At 60.8% G+C, this 15,710-nt stretch carries 11 protein-coding genes and 1 pseudogene; 3 read left to right on the top strand and 9 right to left on the bottom strand.

What is annotated here, in order from left to right; genetic code table 11:
- Window positions 1-18: 18 nt before the first annotated feature.
- The 4 genes from ABD112_RS05015 to mftD form a co-directional block, all read right to left on the bottom strand.
- Complete coding sequence (locus ABD112_RS05015; RefSeq protein ID WP_343923742.1) at window positions 19-1,266, bottom strand: ABC transporter substrate-binding protein; 1,248 nt, start codon at window positions 1,264-1,266, stop codon at window positions 19-21.
- A gap of 46 nt (window positions 1,267-1,312) precedes the next feature.
- Complete coding sequence (locus tag ABD112_RS05010) at window positions 1,313-2,620, bottom strand: aspartate aminotransferase family protein (RefSeq protein WP_343923740.1); 1,308 nt, start codon at window positions 2,618-2,620, stop codon at window positions 1,313-1,315.
- Window positions 2,621-2,661: 41 nt separating this feature from the next.
- Window positions 2,662-4,110, bottom strand: coding sequence for a GMC family oxidoreductase (locus tag ABD112_RS05005; RefSeq protein WP_343923738.1), 1,449 nt, complete (start codon window positions 4,108-4,110; stop codon window positions 2,662-2,664).
- 96 nt (window positions 4,111-4,206) lie between these two features.
- Window positions 4,207-5,394 carry a pre-mycofactocin synthase MftD gene (gene mftD / locus ABD112_RS05000; RefSeq protein WP_343923736.1) on the bottom strand — a complete coding sequence of 396 codons (1,188 nt, stop codon included), beginning with the start codon at window positions 5,392-5,394 and terminating at the stop codon, window positions 4,207-4,209.
- A 378-nt stretch (window positions 5,395-5,772) separates the two neighbouring features.
- On the opposite strand from mftD, the gene purL reads away from it, so the two are divergent.
- Both purL and ABD112_RS04990 read left to right on the top strand, forming a co-directional pair.
- A complete protein-coding gene (gene purL, locus ABD112_RS04995; protein WP_343923734.1) occupies window positions 5,773-8,073 on the top strand; it encodes a phosphoribosylformylglycinamidine synthase subunit PurL in 2,301 nt (766 codons plus the stop codon).
- Window position 8,074: 1 nt separating this feature from the next.
- Complete coding sequence (locus ABD112_RS04990) at window positions 8,075-8,905, top strand: peroxiredoxin family protein (RefSeq protein ID WP_343923732.1); 831 nt, start codon at window positions 8,075-8,077, stop codon at window positions 8,903-8,905.
- A 33-nt stretch (window positions 8,906-8,938) separates the two neighbouring features.
- Here the strand turns inward: ABD112_RS04990 and ABD112_RS04985 are convergent, their stop codons facing one another.
- The 4 genes from ABD112_RS04985 to ABD112_RS04970 all read right to left on the bottom strand — a co-directional run bounded on the left by ABD112_RS04985 (window position 8,939) and on the right by ABD112_RS04970 (window position 13,033).
- Complete coding sequence (locus ABD112_RS04985) at window positions 8,939-10,969, bottom strand: CocE/NonD family hydrolase (protein ID WP_343923730.1); 2,031 nt, start codon at window positions 10,967-10,969, stop codon at window positions 8,939-8,941.
- A gap of 14 nt (window positions 10,970-10,983) precedes the next feature.
- On the bottom strand, window positions 10,984-12,261 hold the full coding sequence (locus ABD112_RS04980) for an ATP-grasp domain-containing protein (protein WP_343923728.1): 1,278 nt from the start codon (window positions 12,259-12,261) through the stop codon (window positions 10,984-10,986).
- 24 nt (window positions 12,262-12,285) lie between these two features.
- Window positions 12,286-12,531, bottom strand: coding sequence for a hypothetical protein (locus ABD112_RS04975; RefSeq protein ID WP_343923726.1), 246 nt, complete (start codon window positions 12,529-12,531; stop codon window positions 12,286-12,288).
- A 121-nt stretch (window positions 12,532-12,652) separates the two neighbouring features.
- Entirely contained in the window at window positions 12,653-13,033 is a 381-nt protein-coding gene (locus ABD112_RS04970) for a chorismate mutase (protein WP_343923725.1), read from the bottom strand.
- A gap of 68 nt (window positions 13,034-13,101) precedes the next feature.
- Between ABD112_RS04970 and pgm the strand changes: the two are divergent.
- A pseudogene (gene pgm / locus ABD112_RS04965) lies at window positions 13,102-14,737 on the top strand (phosphoglucomutase (alpha-D-glucose-1,6-bisphosphate-dependent)).
- A gap of 66 nt (window positions 14,738-14,803) precedes the next feature.
- On the opposite strand, the gene ABD112_RS04960 reads toward pgm, so the two are convergent.
- Window positions 14,804-15,709: an amidase domain-containing protein gene (locus tag ABD112_RS04960; RefSeq protein ID WP_343923724.1), complete on the bottom strand. Its 906-nt coding sequence runs from the start codon at window positions 15,707-15,709 to the stop codon at window positions 14,804-14,806.
- Between the last annotated feature and the right edge of the window lies 1 nt (window position 15,710).

The following is a 15,710-nucleotide window of genomic DNA, read 5'->3' as shown; positions in this document are numbered from 1 at the left end:
TGAGGTGCACTGCGATTACTAGACGGCGCAGGAGTTACCGTCGCCAAGGTCAGGGATGCCGTCGATGCTGTGCTGTTCGACGAACGTGACTGCCCCCCCGCTGACCTTCACCACGGACAAGGGCATGTCAGTAATCTTGTGGCAAGTCGCGGAGAAGTACGTAGCGGGTCCAATCGGCGTCTCAACGGCGCTGCTGTTCTCCATCGCGTCACGCAGAACCGGACCATCAAGCGAGTCAGCGCTCTCGAGTGCGGCGGCGAGCGCAATCACCATGTTGTAGCCGAGCAGTGCGTAGCTCGTCGACGGCGGTGCATCGAACTTTGCCGTGTAATTCGCGACGAACGCATCCAACTCATCGGAATCCTGGCCAGAGCAGTACTCGTAGCACGCGAATGGCGTGTAGTAGACGTCATCAACGTCTCCAACTATATCGAGCAGCAGCTGGCCGTCGAGAGCTGCTGGCCCGACAATCGGAGTGTCAATTCCCGCGTCGCGGATCTGGCGGATGGCGGTAGCCGCTCCGGGGTTCCAGCTCGCTACGTAAATGAAGTCAATGTTTCCGATGTCACTCTTCAACCGTGAAATCTGGCTGCTCACGTCAACATTGTCGCCACCGGGGAAGCTGTCGTTGCCGACAACTGTTCCGCCGAGTTCTTCGAGCTTCGCTTGGAAATATCGACCAGCCGACTTGGTGTATTCGATGCTCTCGTCTTGGAGCAGGTAGGCGGATGACCAGCCCTGCTCGAAGGCCCAAGAAGCGCCAGTAGAGCCCTCGACGTCACTACCGGCGTTGGCCGAAAAGACGAAGTCGCCGAGAGTAGTGGTATCAGCCATCTTGGGGTCACCAGCGCAGATCGAAACAGCAGGCACCTCAGCTGCTTGTGCGTTCAATGCACCCTGTGCACTGAGGTCGAAGTCGCAGGGAGTGACCAGCAGGTCAATGCCCTCAGAGATTAGCTCTGTCGCTACGGTACCGACGGTTGCTTGATCGGATCGCACATCCTTGACGATTGCGCGGACCTGCATGCCGTTAATCCCACCGGCCGCATTAATCTCGTCAATCTTCAGAAGTGCAGCATTGCCTGGTTCGACATCGAACGGTGCCATGTTTCCACTTTGCGAAAGCGCCATACCGATGACAATTTCATCGACCTCATTGTCGGAGTCGCCACCAGCGGCGCAGCTACTCAACGCGATGATTGCGATTGTGCCGATAGCAAGCAGAGAACGTGCTTTACTCGCACGCCGTTTTTTCAGGGTATTCATGTCATACCTATCTCTTAGTGTTGTGAAAGGAACGTGCTGTGTCCTGTTAGAGCATTGCTGCCCGCAGGGCGACGCGGTTGGCGTCAATTGTGCGATCGATGTCGTCGTGCGTCGTCGATGCATTGAGCCGCCGGTCACCAGTTGCGAAGGCGGGCTCCAAAATTCCCTGCGACAGCAGAGAACTATGGTATTTGGCGTACTGCTCGGTGTTGGATTCCATTGCCTGCCGGAAGTTCGTCGGCAGTTCTTTACGGAAGTAGACAGTCCACTCGGAACCGATTCCCGAAACGCACGCGTCGACCCCGGCATCAGCGATCGCATCCGTGATGCCAGCGCGAAGTCGAGCACCGAGGTCGTAGAGATGCGTGATCACATCATCCGACTCCATGATTTCGAGAGTCTTGTTTGCCGCCGCGACCGAATACGGATTCCCGTTATAGGTGCCGTCGATAGTCGCTTCATTCTTTGAGTACGCGCCCAAGTGGCCCATCAGGTCGTCGGAACCCGCAAGCGCCGCGATCGAATACCCGTTTGCCATTGCCTTAGCGAAAGCGGTCAGGTCTGGCAAGACACCGGCGATGGACTGGTAACCCCCCAGTGCCGCACGGAAGCCAGTTTTGACTTCATCGAAGACCAGCGCGGCCCCGTGTTTGGTGCACAACTCACGAAGCAATTCGAGAAAGCCGGGCGCGGCCGGAACACAACCGAAGCTGTGCACGTAACCCTCCGAGAAAGCTGCGGCGAGTTCACTACCGTGCTGATCAAAAGCAGCGCGGAGGCCCTCGAAGTCATTCCACTCAACAACAACCACATCAGCGACAGCACCGGGGTGCAGTCCAGCGCTATTCGCTGTCGCAAGCGGGGAGGTTTCGGTGAGGTCTGCCCGCGAACTTCCCACGGCAAGAACATCACTCCAGCCGTGATACGAGCCGTGGAACTTGAGGATCTTGACGCGGCCAGTCGCAGCGCGGGCGATGTGAACAGCGTGCATTGTGGCGTCAGTACCCGAGGTGCAAAACGCAACCTTGTCGGCCGAGGGCACGAGGGAAGTGATTCTCTCTGCCAGTTCATACTCGCCAGACTGCGGGCCCACACCGGTCAGGTCACACGTGCTGGCTGCGGCGAAGACTGCTTCGTTGACCCGCGCATCGCAGTGACCGAGAATGATCGGCCCCCAGGAGTTGATGTAGTCGATGTACTTGTTGCCCTGCTCATCCCACACGTAGGCACCAGCAGCCTTCACGAAGACTTGGTCCCAGCCCACGCGGTGCCCTGAGGACACTCCGCGCGGAACCACTTGGCGAGCACGCTCCCACGTGGCAAGGCTGTTTTCGGACTGTGTTGAAGCTGTCATCAGCCGGGGTCCTTTCTGAACTTTCACTGGGCACTTATTGGTCACACGTGTTGTGGTGCTGGAGTAGCCCGCATCGCTGCGCTGAGACGCTCAGCGATAAGGGCAGTGGGGAGATGGGTATTCGCGCTCGGAACGTCAGGCATGATCGACGCGTCGATTACTCGAATGTTGGCGAGCCCAAATATGCGACCCTGCTGGTCAACAACCGAATTCGGATCACCCGCCTCACCCATGCGCACAGTGCCGCACGCGTGGAAGTAGTCGCCAACGTAACTACGAACCCAGCTCTCGAAAAACTCGTCATCATGCAATGCGCTGAGTGGCGTTCCGTGCTCGTCAATGAAAACCCGCTCGACAATCCGCTGAAAACTCGGCGCCGCGATAACCTGCTCAAGATAGACGATCGCTTCTTTCATCGCTGCTCGGTCCTGCTCCGTTGACAGCATTCGCTCGCGAACTATCGGCGGAGCGAGGGGGTTTTCCGGGTTGAGTTCGAGCTCGCCGCTCGACGTCACCTTCATCAACGCCGCCATAATGAGGCCATGGTCAGCCTCTTTACCGTTAAGCAGAGTGCCGTGTAGAGGAAGAAGATGGATGTCGCCGGCCCCGAAACTTGACGACAAACGCATGACAGCACCAATGCACGGTCCGGTCGCATTGGCCTCCCGGAACTCTGGCTTGAGCGTGAAATAGACGCTAGCCGCCGGGTGATCCTGCAGGTTCTTTCCAATAGCCGGGTGTGTCAATTGAGAGCGCAACAGAATTGCGGGTGTTTCGAAGACCCCCGCGCACAGAACGACCTCGTCGGCGCGCACCTCTGTTCCATCTGCCAACACGACGCCAACCACAACGTCATTTTCGATCATTAGGCGATCAGTTTGGCTATCCCCTTGAACGACGAGGTTGTCGCGACTGCGAGCCTCATCCAGATAGCGTTCGAGGCTCGAAAAACGACCACTCGCGTTGGCGTTGCGCCAGAGCAGTCCGCTGCCGTCATCCGGACCGTAAGTATCTACTCCGGTCGGTAGGCCTAGTCGCTCGGCTGCATCGAGCAAAGCCCGATCCACCGGAGTGAACTCTTCCTCGGTCGACACAATGAGGTCTGTCTTGAGGTTTTCCAACCATGGCTGCACCTGCTCCCACGACCACTGGTCACAACCGAAGTCGCGAGCCCAGCGGTCGTAGTCTTCGGGCAAACCGGGAAGCGCCAGCATGGCGTTGACTGCCCCCGAGCCTCCAACACCAGTGCCGCGGTTGTAGAGCTTGGGCTCAGAGCCTTCGAGCTTGCTAGCGAAAAGGTCGGGGTAAAACGCAGAAGTCTCCCCCAAGGCATCGATCCAGTTCAACGAGCGCAAACCCGGGAGCTGAGCGCCGGGTTCGTGGTCGGGACCCGAGTCGAAGAGGAGCACAGAAGTACTCGCGTCTTCAGATAGGCGTGCGGCAACGATGCATCCGGCGGTTCCGGCTCCAACGACAATTACTCGACGCATTCGACATCCTTCCAACAATTCTGTGCGCAGTCCGCCACGGGGCCAGATTTGCGTTGATCCTTTGTTTAGTGGGTGATTAGGGCTGCCCTGACGGCCTTATCGGGCCGGCGTGACCAAGAAGTCTCGGTTGAGGATGATCAGATCGTCCATCGAGAGATCGTGAATTGAGTCGCGTCCGATTCCGAACATCGTTTCCTCAATACCGTCACGCATGATCTCGAGCACCTTGTGCACTCCGTCTTCGCCCGACACCGCAAGCCCGTAAAGATAGGCGCGTCCGATAAAGACTGCCTTCGCCCCCAAGGCCATTGCTTTTACAACATCAGATCCTCGGCGAATTCCGCCATCGACCATGACGTCGATGTCGCTGCCGACCGCGTCAACGATGGAAGGGAGGAACCGGATCGGCGATGGAGTGCCGTCAATGTTGTTGCCGCCGTGGTTCGATACCGAAATCGCGTCTGCTCCCATGTCGACCGCGAGCTTGGCGTCTTTGATAGTGGAGATCCCCTTGATCATGAACGGACCGCCCCACAGCTCGCGCAACCACTTCACGTCTTCCCAAGTCGGGGTTGGGGTGTTCACGAACTCTTCCCAGGCGGTGCCGAAGGACGGCACATCGCCGGGAGTGATGAACAGGTTCGGAACCTTTAGCTCGGGGATTCGACCTCTCTTCAGGTAGCGGGAGAACCACTGCGGACGCGAGAGGGCATGCGGAGCGAGCTCCATCATCGTCTTCAGATCCATCTTCATGGGGGGCGCCGGTGGTACACCCCAGTCACGACGAGGAGTAAATGACCAGTCGAGAGTGACGATGAGGGCCTTAGCCCCAGAGCGGCGGGCTTCTTCGACACGAGCCTCGATGCGATCGCGGGTACCCACCCAGTAGAGCTGGAAGAACGAGTTGTCGTTTGCTGCCGTTACGTCCTTGATGGAACTCGACGCGTACGAACTGAGACCAATTGCGGTTCCCATGCGCTTCGCTGCGCGAGCCGCGGCGACTTCAGCGTCAGGGTGAATTGCCTGAGCCCCTACCGGTGAAACGATAACGGGGAAGTCGATGTCGACGCCCAAAATCTTCGTCTTGGTGTCAATCTTGCCGCGAGAGGGGCGGTCGAATACTGTCGGGCTGAAACCTAGATCGCTATACGCCCGGATATTTTCATCCAGCGTCCAGCCTTGTTCATTGCCCGCTTTGAAGGCGAGCCACACTGCTTTTGGAAGGCGCTTTTTCGCAAGCTTTTCCGCTTCGGCCAAATTGCTGAACGGTACTTTCTTCCCCATGCGGTGCTGCCTAACTCTTCGGGAGACGTTGGTCACTTACTAGGTAGGTCGTTCGGCTTTCGCGCCGCCAACACCACTTTGTGCCTGAATCGAGTCTATTAACATTTGTTAGATTTAGGCTCGATCTTAACACTATGTTGCAGGTATTTCAACGATAAATATGGGATCGGCAGTTGCTCAAGCGAATCAATTGGCGGGCTTTGACTCCCAATGTTGTTTTCGGTACATCTGAATATGGCGGGCGTGACAGGAGAATGCCACTCCAGGTTCGCGAGCACAGACCCCTCGTGCATCAACATCCAAGCCGCCGCGAACACGGAGAGTACGCCGGTAGTATTGAGGGGACCGGCACTCCCTCGATCCAGGAGCATCTACCTCGTGACCTCGCCTGAGCAGACCATAGTTCCCGATACCGTTGCGAACGCCGCAGTAACCCCCGAGAAAGAGCAGCCCTATGGCGCCCTCGGGTTGAAAGATGACGAGTACGCGAAGATTCGCGAAATTCTGGGCCGCCGTCCCACGAGCGGCGAGCTCGCAATGTATTCCGTCATGTGGAGCGAGCACTGCTCCTATAAGTCCTCGAAGAACTACCTTCGCCAGTTTGGCAAGAAGGTCAGCGAGAACATGACCAAGAATCTCATGGTTGGCATGGGCGAAAATGCTGGCGTCATCGACGTTGGTGAAGGTTGGGCTGTGACCTTCAAGATCGAAAGCCACAACCACCCCAGCTACATCGAACCCTTCCAAGGTGCAGCAACCGGTGTCGGCGGAATCGTCCGCGACATCATCTCCATGGGCGCCCGCCCCGTTGCCGTCATGGATGCCCTCCGCTTCGGCGCCATCGACAACCCCGACACCGCTCGCGTCGCGAAGGGTGTCGTCTCCGGCATCAGCTTCTACGGTAACTGCCTCGGCCTGCCCAACATCGGTGGCGAAACCTACTTCGACTCCGTCTACCAGGCCAACCCCCTCGTCAACGCCCTAGCCGTTGGAGTGCTGCGCCACGAAGACCTCCACCTGGCTAACGCTCGCGGTGTGGGCAACAAAGTTGTGCTGTTCGGTGCCCGCACCGGTGGCGATGGCATCGGCGGAGCATCCATTCTCGCCTCCGATTCATTCTCAGAGGGCGGCCCCACCAAGCGCCCCGCCGTTCAAGTCGGCGACCCCTTTGCCGAGAAGGTGCTCATCGAGTGCTGCCTCGAACTCTTCCAAGGTGACCTCGTTGAGGGCATCCAAGACCTCGGCGCTGCCGGCATCAGCTGTGCCACAAGCGAGCTTGCCTCCAACGGTGACGGTGGAATGTTCATCGAACTCGAAAAGGTACTGCTGCGCGACCCCACCCTCACCGCAGAAGAAATTCTGATGTCCGAAAGCCAAGAACGCATGATGGCGATCGTGAAGCCCGAGAAGCTCGAAGGCTTCCTCAAGGTTGTTGAGAAGTGGGATGTCGAAACCAGCGTGCTCGGTGAAGTCACCGACACCGGCCGCCTCATCATCAACTGGCACGGCGAAGAAATCGTCAACGTCGAACCGCGCACCGTTGCCATCGACGGCCCCGTCTACGACCGCCCCGTCGAGTACCCGAAGTGGATCGACAAGCTTCAGGCGGACAGCGCCTCCGGCCTTGCCCGTCCCAAGGGTGGCCTAGAGCTTCGAGACCAAATGCTGACCCTGCTCGCGAGCCCCAACCTTGCCGACAAGAGTTGGATCACCAACCAGTACGACCGCTACGTGCTCGGCAACACCGCGTTGAGCTTCCCGGATGACGCCGGCATGGTGCGCATCGACGAAGAGAGTGGCCTCGGTTTCTCCGTCGCCACCGACGCCAATGGTCGCTTCTGCCAGCTCGACCCCTACGCCGGAGCCCAGATCGCTCTCGCCGAAGCGTTCCGCAACGTTGCCGCCACCGGCGCCAACCCGGTCGCTGTCAGCGACTGCCTCAACTTCGGTAGCCCCGAAAACCCCGAAGTGATGTGGCAGTTCAGCCGCGCCGTCGAAGGCCTCGCCGATGGCTGCCTCGAGATGGAAATCCCCGTCACCGGCGGAAACGTCTCCTTCTACAACCAGACCGGCGATGTACCTATCCACCCGACCCCCGTGGTCGCGGTGCTCGGCCTGATCCGTGACGTTGCTGAGCGCATCCCGAGCGGCTGGCAAGACGAAGGCAACAACATCTACCTGCTCGGCACCACCGCGCTTGAGCTTGATGGTTCGGCATGGGCTGGAACCATTCACGACCACCTCGGTGGACTGCCGCCCAAGGTTGACCTCGCCGCCGAGCGCCGCCTCGCTGACCTCATCAAGGCCGGCAACGAGCAAAACATCATCGCTAGCGCCCACGATCTCGCCGATGGCGGACTCGCACAAACACTCGCCGAATCCGTCATGCGCTTCGGCGTTGGCGCACGCGTGTGGCTCGGCGAACTGCTCGAACGCGACGGAATCGACGCCACAACCGCACTCTTCAGCGAATCAACCGGTCGCATGGTCGTCTCGATCCCGCGCGAAGACGACGTGAAATTCCGCGGACTCTGCGAAGGTCGCGACTACCCCGCGATCCGCATCGGGGTCACGGATGCTGCGGCACCTGCCCTCGAAATCCAAGACCAGTTCACCCTCACCCTCGAGGAGCTGCTCACAGCACACCGCGGAACGCTCGCGGAGGCATTCGGCGCCTAACATGCGATTCCTCAAGGCGGTCTATGGCGAAGCTACGGCGACGCTTGCCCTCTTGATGATCGCGTTGGTGATCGTTCGTACGATCGCCGAGTCGCAGCCGTGGTGGCTCGCCGCCGCCTTGCCGTGGGTTGCGTACGCGCTCTATTTGGCGCTCCTGATGACACGCCTCGTAGTCGTGCGACGCCGGCATCCATGGGTGCAACTCTCGGTTGCGCTCGTCGGTGTCGCCGCAGCAATCGTTGCTGGGCCATTCGCCGTTCTCGTTGCCGTGCTGGGGCTCGCCGTGATCCTGGGCTACAACTATTGGTACTCGGTGCAGCACGTCACAGCACGACCGGTGCGCGTTGACGAGCCGCTGCCCCTGTTCCCCCTCACCACTATGGATGGCGACGTTGTCGACAGCAGCGTGCTCACCCACCAACCGCACGTGATCATGTTCATTCGCGGCAACTGGTGCCCGTTCTGCATGGCCCAGGTCAGCCAGATCGCCGCGCAGTATCGCGAGCTCGATAAGCGTGGAGTCGCTGTGGCCATCATCAGCCCGCAAAAGCCCGAAGACACTGTGGAGCTTGCCAAGCGCTTCGACATTCCCATGACCTATTACATCGATGAGGATGGCGGGGCTGCTGCCGTGCTCGACATCGTGCAGTCCGGCGGTACCCCTGTCATGTTCAGCGCAGGCACCGACCTAGACACCGTTGTGCCGACCGTGATCATCACCGACCACACCGGAATGGTTCTTTGGGCGGAGCACACCGACAACCATCGCGTGCGCCCCGAACCGACCACGTTTCTCGACGTGCTCGATCAGCACGGCATCCGCTCGCGCTAACGCACTGAGCCCAAGCGTGCCGGAGGTCCGGTGTCAGATGCAATCGCGCGGGATCGTGATATTCCACGTCTTGGACATCAGCCGCTGACCGCCCTCGTAGGCGTCAAGTTCGGCGTAGAGGTTAAAGTCGGTGGGTGTCGAACTGAGCACGGTTCGCGTTGTCGTATACACGCTCCAATTTCCACGCTCGAACCCCATTGTCCAGTTGGTCTCGCCGCGAACTGACGAGAAATCTGCACCAACGAAGCTATACCGTTCGTCCACCCGGCGCGTGACGAGAAGGTCGATGTCGTTGAAGTGCACCACGCCGAGATCTTTGACCACGGTCAGGGCCGCCGAAAGGTCGACCAGGTTGCGGGAGACGTTCCAGACGTGCTCTCCAGGTTGCTCTTGGGTCACGACAATTGGAGCGGCCCCTTCCGCCGCCTCGAAGCGCAGCGCCGGTTCCCTGGCGTCGACGCCGACCGGACGCACGGGCAAGACTAGGGAGCTCTGGCCAGGGTCAACCGTCAGCAGCACCGGTTCCGGCGATGGCCAGACCATCGGCCAGTACGACGTCGAGAGAGCGATCCGCAGCCGATGCCCCGCAGGGAACGCCTGCGCCATTCCGTTGAGTTGCACTGTGACCCTGTGGCGTTCACCCGGTTTCAACCGTTGTGGGGCATCCGAACCCCCGTAGTGGTTCAGGTTGCATATGCCATAGCTGACCCTGGTCGCCTCGCCGTCTGGTGCGACGTCGGACAGCCGCACGGCCACCATGGCGACCGGGCGATCGGCGGAGAGCACGAGTTCCACGAGGGGCGCTCCGAGCACTTCCAAGCGTTCGGGCAGCGGGTCGCTGTCGAAGACCATCGAGCCGCCGTCCTCCTCACGCTGGTCGTACGGCATGTCCGGAGGGGCGTTGTAGGAACACCATTTTCCTGCGAACTGCCCCACTGACAGCGGTGACTGCACCGTCAGTTCCGGGCTGGGTTCGGGGGAGTCCCCCGGCCCGCCGATCCGGTTGAGTCCCAGCGGGTAGGACGTCTCAACGATGCGCGGGCTGGGCCAGCTCGGCTCGCCCACCCAGCGCCCCGGGCGGTGTTTGTAGCTGGTCGCGGGGCGTACGGTGTCCTGCATCCAGATGGTCAGCGCCGGGCCGTCCATCGCGCCGTTGTCCCGCTTGTCCTTCAGCCAGTGGTCCCACCAGGTGACGGCCTCTTGCAGGAACCCGATCGGTGGGCCGGGTTGACCCAAGTGCGGGTATTTGTGGCTCCACGGTCCGATCAGACCCCGCACCGGACCTCTGAGCCCCGACAGTAGTCGGAACACCGCATTGGAGTACCCATCCGCCCAGCCGCTCACCGCGAGCACCGGGCATTCGATCGCAGAGTAGTCCTCTTTGACAGAACCACGCTGCCAGTACGCGTCGCGGCGCTGGTGTCGCAACCACGGCTCGAGCCACAGCCCGCTGTGCTGGAGCCGATCCAACCAGATTTCGCGCCAGCCATCGCCGACGATTGCTGGATCGGGCGGGCAGGAGGTGTAGGCGAACATCGTCGAGGCCCAGGACAGGTTGTCGCTGAGCAGACAGCCGCCCATGTAATGCACATCATCGGCGTAACGGTCATCGGAGGAACAGACCGTGATGATGGCGCCCAGCCCCGGCGGTCGACGCGCGGCCAGCTGCAGTGCGTTGAACCCTCCCCAGGAGATCCCCATCATCCCGGTACGCCCCGTGCACCAGGGTTGCGCCGCCATCCATGCCAACACTTCCTCGGCGTCGCAGAGCTCCTGCTCAAGGTATTCGTCGGTGAGCACCCCTTCGGAGTCTCCGCTGCCGCGCAGGTCGACTCGGAGGCAGGCGTAGCCATAGCCGGCCATGTACGGATGGTTGATGGAATCCCGCTGCGCCGTGAGGTCCCGTTTGCGGTAGGGAATCATCTCCAGCACCCCGGGCACGGGGTCGCGCCGCGCGAGAACTGGTCGCCACAGCTTAGCGGCAAGCCGAATGCCGTCGGACATGAGAATCCACAGGTGTTCGATTTCCTCGACCTCGCAGGGAAACGCGGTGACGGTACGCATTCGGCTCCTCCTAGTTAATCGTCAATCGTGAAGTTGAGCGCTTCGACGCACCGGGTGTACTTTTCGAACAGTTCCTGCTCGTCGCTCCCCCCGGTGTAGATTTCCGCCAGGACGTAGCTGTAGCTGTCTTCGCCATCGACCTCCGAGAGCCTTGTCCCCTCCCTAGCGGTGACGCAAACCGTAGTTCCCACAATCCTGCGCTCGATCTCGGCTACCTCCTCGCGCGTCGGTACGCGGCGCACCAGACCGTCGGCGAAGCGCCGGAGAAACCATTTCGCCGCCGTGGGGAACGCCCCCTTCCCGGGCTCAACGTGGCGGGGGTCACGATCAAGGGCCAGGTCGAGCATGTAGGCATGATTGGGCGCACCGTCGACAAGTTCGAACAGCAGGGCGTGCGACTGGGAGTGCCGGGCGTTGATCTCAAGCAGCCTCAGCCGTGAGGTTGTCTCGTCCCAGAAGTACTCGATGTTGAAGGTGCTATTGCTCAGCCCGAGGGCGACGATCACGCGCCGGGAGACCTCGCCCATGTAATCCTTGACGCGCTCCGGGACCAGTCGGGAGGGGTACTGATAGCGCAGGAAGCTGGACTTGCCGCTGTAGTTGACTGAGTCAATCACCCCATAGATTTCGACTCGGCCGCCGCGACTGAAGCCCTCGACGGTAACCTGTTGGCCGCTGGCAACCTCCTCGACCAAGCAGGTCTGGACGCCGACCGCGGCGATCTCCGCGGGCAGGTCGACCATGGCAAGGACATCGGCGAAGGGGCCTCCAATCCGATCAACCACCCGGCGCTCCTCAACCAGGGATTGCCGGAGCTGCTCATCGTTCTCGACATAGAGGGCACCCTGGGATGCGGTCGACTTGATCGGCTTGATCCAAACGGGGTAGGAGAGAGGCGCCGGAAGGGTGGGGTTCTCGTTAGTCAGGTCGAGGAGGCCGAACCGCACATATTCGTCGATCACCTTCTGTTGTTCCAGCCGACTCCAGTATTTGTGCTCACATTTGAGGACGGCTTCGAGGCCTGCCGAACACAATCCGTACCGATCACACAACACAGGGACCAGCATGCTCACCGGGAAGTCCCAGTAGCCCACGATGGCGTCAATGGAACCATCGAAGGAATCCAGTTGGCGCTGGGCCTTGTCCAGCAGATCCGGAATAGAGACGGTTCCGACCTGGAGCTCTGGGCGCGTGAGCAGCTGATGAAACTCGTACTGGTCGGCATCCGCCAGCCCGCGCAGCGATGAGAGGTTGAGCTCGTCGAGCCCAAGGACGAAAATGTTCCTTCTCATTGGTGGCCTTCCAGATGGCGAGGTCTACCTCGCCAGCGAGCACTGGAGCACGAACCGGCTGGCCCGCGGGGTGATTATATCAGGGCCGGCTGCGGCGTACCCGTTGAGTTGGGCCCAATAACGGTGCTGCTCGCCATTTTCAAGGAGAATCTCAGGGGAGAAGTCGCCCTCGTCGAAAGCTACCGGTTCGCCATCATGACCGAGGTTGTTGAGCCGCTGGGCCTGGGCCCGGAGCTCATACATATACCGGGTGGGGCGAGCCGGGATCATCCTTCGCCTCGCTCACTCGCATCAGGACTCTCACCTAGTGAACCCGTCGGAGCAACGCCCCAACTGACAGATCAACTAGCCGCGACATGCAGCGAAATTGGTGGCGCTAAGACCGACGGGCCTAGCTCGCGTCGGTGCTCGACTCAGGCTCTGAGCCTGACGCGAGCTGCTCGTGGTGGTGAATCACTTCGGCGACCACAAAGTTGAACCACTTCTCGGCGAAGGCCGGGTCGAGGTGTGACTCTTCGGCCAATGATCGCAAGCGCGCAATCTGGGTGCGTTCGCGGTTGGGGTCTGACGCGGGCAGACCTTTGGTGGCTTTGAGCCGACCGACCTGCTGCGTGTACTTGAAGCGTTCGGCAAGCAGGTGGATGAGCGCGGCATCAATGTTGTCGATGCTGCGTCGTGCGCCAACGAGCTGTTCCCGCACCTCCGGGTCGATCTCGGTGTCGTCGTTGCTGTCGGCGCCGGTGTCGCTCGCGCCCTGATCTCCTGCTGCCATACAACGACTTTAGAGCGTGCGAGCCTTCCCTGGTGGCCACCTCAACCGAGGATGCCAGAATGGAGCGCATGAATGATCGCGCAGGCTCCCCCGCCCAGCCATCCGACCTCATCGACCTGACCGAATTGGTGCAGGCGTATTACGCGCTGGTTCCGGATGTCTCGATCTCTGAGCAGCGCGTGGTCTTCGGCACGAGCGGCTACCGCGGTTCGTCGTTCGACACCGCGTTCAATGAGGTTCACATCGCCGCCATCACCCAGGCGATCGTCGAGTATCGCGCATCACAGGGAATCGCCGAGCCGCTGTTTATCGGCCGCGATACTCACGGGTTGTCGCAACCGGCAGAGACGACCGCACTAGAGGTGCTCGCGGCCAACGATGTGCACGCACTGAAGGGCGAGTTCGACGACTTCGTGCCCACCCCGACCCTCAGCCACACGATCATCACATACAACGCGGCTGGTCATGGAGAATCTTGCCGACGGCATCATCATCACTCCGAGCCACAACCCACCGCGTGACGGCGGTTTCAAGTACAACCCACCGCACGGTGGGCCTGCCGGCAGCGCCGCGACCGGCTGGATCGCCGATCGGGCGAATGCGATCATCGCCGATGGTAGCCACGACGTGAAGTGGGCTGGGTCATCGTCAGCCGAGACCACGCCGGCTGGCACCTACGACTTCCGCGGCAACTATGTTGACGACCTCGAAAACATCATCGACATCGACGCGATCCGGGCGGCCGGAATCCACATCGGTGCCGATCCGCTTGGCGGCGCCAGCGTCAACTACTGGAAGCTGATCGCTGAGAAGTACAACCTCGACCTGACCGTCGTGAACCCCCTAGTCGACCCGACATGGTCGTTCATGACACTCGACTGGGACGGCAAGATCCGCATGGATCCGTCGTCAAATTCGGCGATGGCTTCAGTGGTTGCTCGCCGCGACGAGTACGACATCCTCACGGGCAACGACGCTGACGCAGACCGCCACGGAATAGTCACCCCCGACGGCGGCCTCATGAGCCCCAACCACTACCTGGCCGTCGCCATCCGCTACTTGTACACCCGTCGCGAGGGCTGGAACCCGGATGCCGCGATCGGCAAGACCCTCGTTTCCAGTTCCATGATCGACCGGGTGGCCGCCTCGCTAGGCCGCGACCTCTGGGAGGTGCCGGTCGGTTTCAAGTGGTTCGTTCCCGGCCTCGTCGACGGCTCCGTGGGGTTCGGTGGCGAGGAAAGCGCCGGGGCAAGCTTCCTGCGCAAAGACGGCACGACCTGGACGACGGACAAAGACGGCATCCTGCTCGCCCTCCTCGCGAGCGAGATTCTCGCGGTCACCGGCAAAACGCCATCCGTCCTCTACGCCGAACTTGTCGAAGAGTTCGGTGACCCCGCCTATGAGCGGGTGGATGCCGTGGCCTCCAAGGAGCAGAAAGCCAGACTCGGCAAGCTGAGCGGGGCCGCAATCACGGCCACCGAGCTCGCGGGTGACCCCATCACCGCCAAGCTCTCGGAGGCACCGGGAAACGGGGCATCCATAGGCGGCGTGAAAGTGACCACCGAGTTTGCGTGGTTCGCCGCCCGTCCGAGCGGCACCGAAGATGTCTACAAGATTTACGGCGAATCGTTCAAGGGCGCCGAACACCTGCGTCAGGTGCAGGCCGAAGCGAAGTCAATCGTGGATACGGCCCTCAACGGCTGAGTCGCGCCGCCGCGGTGGCGGAGCTTGCCGTTCCCAGACCGGCCAACAGGCAACGCGCGCAGCTCCTTAGGGAATGCTCCAGAAGTGTCCGGTGGCGCCGGGGTGATCGACCGTGATGGTCGTGTCGAGATCCCGATAATTGGTATCGAGGTTGTGACCAACCATCTCGACCGTAGTAACCCCATCCTCTGTCGTCACTGAAGAGACAACCTGAATGTGGTCGAGGTAGTCATTGTCGTTCCAGTCGAAGACGACGAGGTCGCCGACCTTAGCTTCCGAGCGCTCATCGAAGCTCAACTGGGTGGCGCCGAGTTCAGGATTCGCCGTCAGCCAGTTCTCGAAGCTCGGCACATAACCCCACGCACCGCTCCAGTCAGCTCCAGCGTCGTAGTTGAACCAGGCATCGGTCATCTCCCAACCGCGCTGCAAGAGGGACTGGCTCGCGAAGTTGGCGCAGTCGCCGCCGACCGGATTCAGGTCGCCGTACTCCGCGATGTTGTAGTCGTTCCAGTGCGCCATCAGGTACTGCATCTGTTGATCGACGGGGGTGGAGGCTTTGTAGGTGTACTCGAATGCGGTCGATGATGGCACCGCTGCCTCATCCGCCACAACTTCAACGGCTACCGTGGCCGGCTGGTAGTCAGTGCTAGCGGGCACGGTCACGGTGAGGCTTCCGTCGTCTGACTGCACGACATCCGTTGCTGGTACGCCTCCAAAAGTGACTTCGGAATCCGCACTCAGCGCGGTGCCCGCAATGACGATCGACTCTCCACCCACAAGGGATCCGGTGAGGGAACTGACCGAGTTGACCTCAGGCTCCGCCGGGATGACGACTGCGGCCTTCTTCTGCTCACTCGTCGATGGGGTTTGCGCATCAGGCGCCGCGATGATCACGAATGCGGTCACTGCCGCCACGAGACCGAGCACGGCAGCAGAAACACCCAACCGGCGAACAAGGTATCGAGAAGTCATT

Source organism: Rhodoglobus aureus (assembly GCF_039527955.1).
Taxonomy (GTDB): Bacteria; Actinomycetota; Actinomycetes; order Actinomycetales; family Microbacteriaceae; genus Rhodoglobus; species Rhodoglobus aureus.
Note: the sequence above shows the minus strand (reverse complement) of the source record. Positions and strands in the feature narration are given on the sequence as shown.

Bases quoted from the DNA above. Each gene is read 5' to 3' on its own strand.
- ABD112_RS04960 (WP_343923724.1), bottom strand. From the start codon at position 15,709: ATGACTTCTCGATACCTTGTTCGCCGGTTGGGTGTTTCTGCTGCCGTG.
- ABD112_RS05005 (WP_343923738.1), bottom strand. From the start codon at position 4,110: ATGCGTCGAGTAATTGTCGTTGGAGCCGGAACCGCCGGATGCATCGTT.
- ABD112_RS04970 (WP_343923725.1), bottom strand. From the start codon at position 13,033: ATGGCAGCAGGAGATCAGGGCGCGAGCGACACCGGCGCCGACAGCAAC.
- ABD112_RS04990 (WP_343923732.1), top strand. From the start codon at position 8,075: ATGCGATTCCTCAAGGCGGTCTATGGCGAAGCTACGGCGACGCTTGCC.
- ABD112_RS04980 (WP_343923728.1), bottom strand. From the start codon at position 12,261: ATGAGAAGGAACATTTTCGTCCTTGGGCTCGACGAGCTCAACCTCTCA.
- ABD112_RS04985 (WP_343923730.1), bottom strand. From the start codon at position 10,969: ATGCGTACCGTCACCGCGTTTCCCTGCGAGGTCGAGGAAATCGAACAC.
- ABD112_RS05010 (WP_343923740.1), bottom strand. From the start codon at position 2,620: ATGACAGCTTCAACACAGTCCGAAAACAGCCTTGCCACGTGGGAGCGT.
- ABD112_RS04975 (WP_343923726.1), bottom strand. From the start codon at position 12,531: ATGATCCCGGCTCGCCCCACCCGGTATATGTATGAGCTCCGGGCCCAG.
- ABD112_RS05015 (WP_343923742.1), bottom strand. From the start codon at position 1,266: ATGAATACCCTGAAAAAACGGCGTGCGAGTAAAGCACGTTCTCTGCTT.
- mftD (WP_343923736.1), bottom strand. From the start codon at position 5,394: ATGGGGAAGAAAGTACCGTTCAGCAATTTGGCCGAAGCGGAAAAGCTT.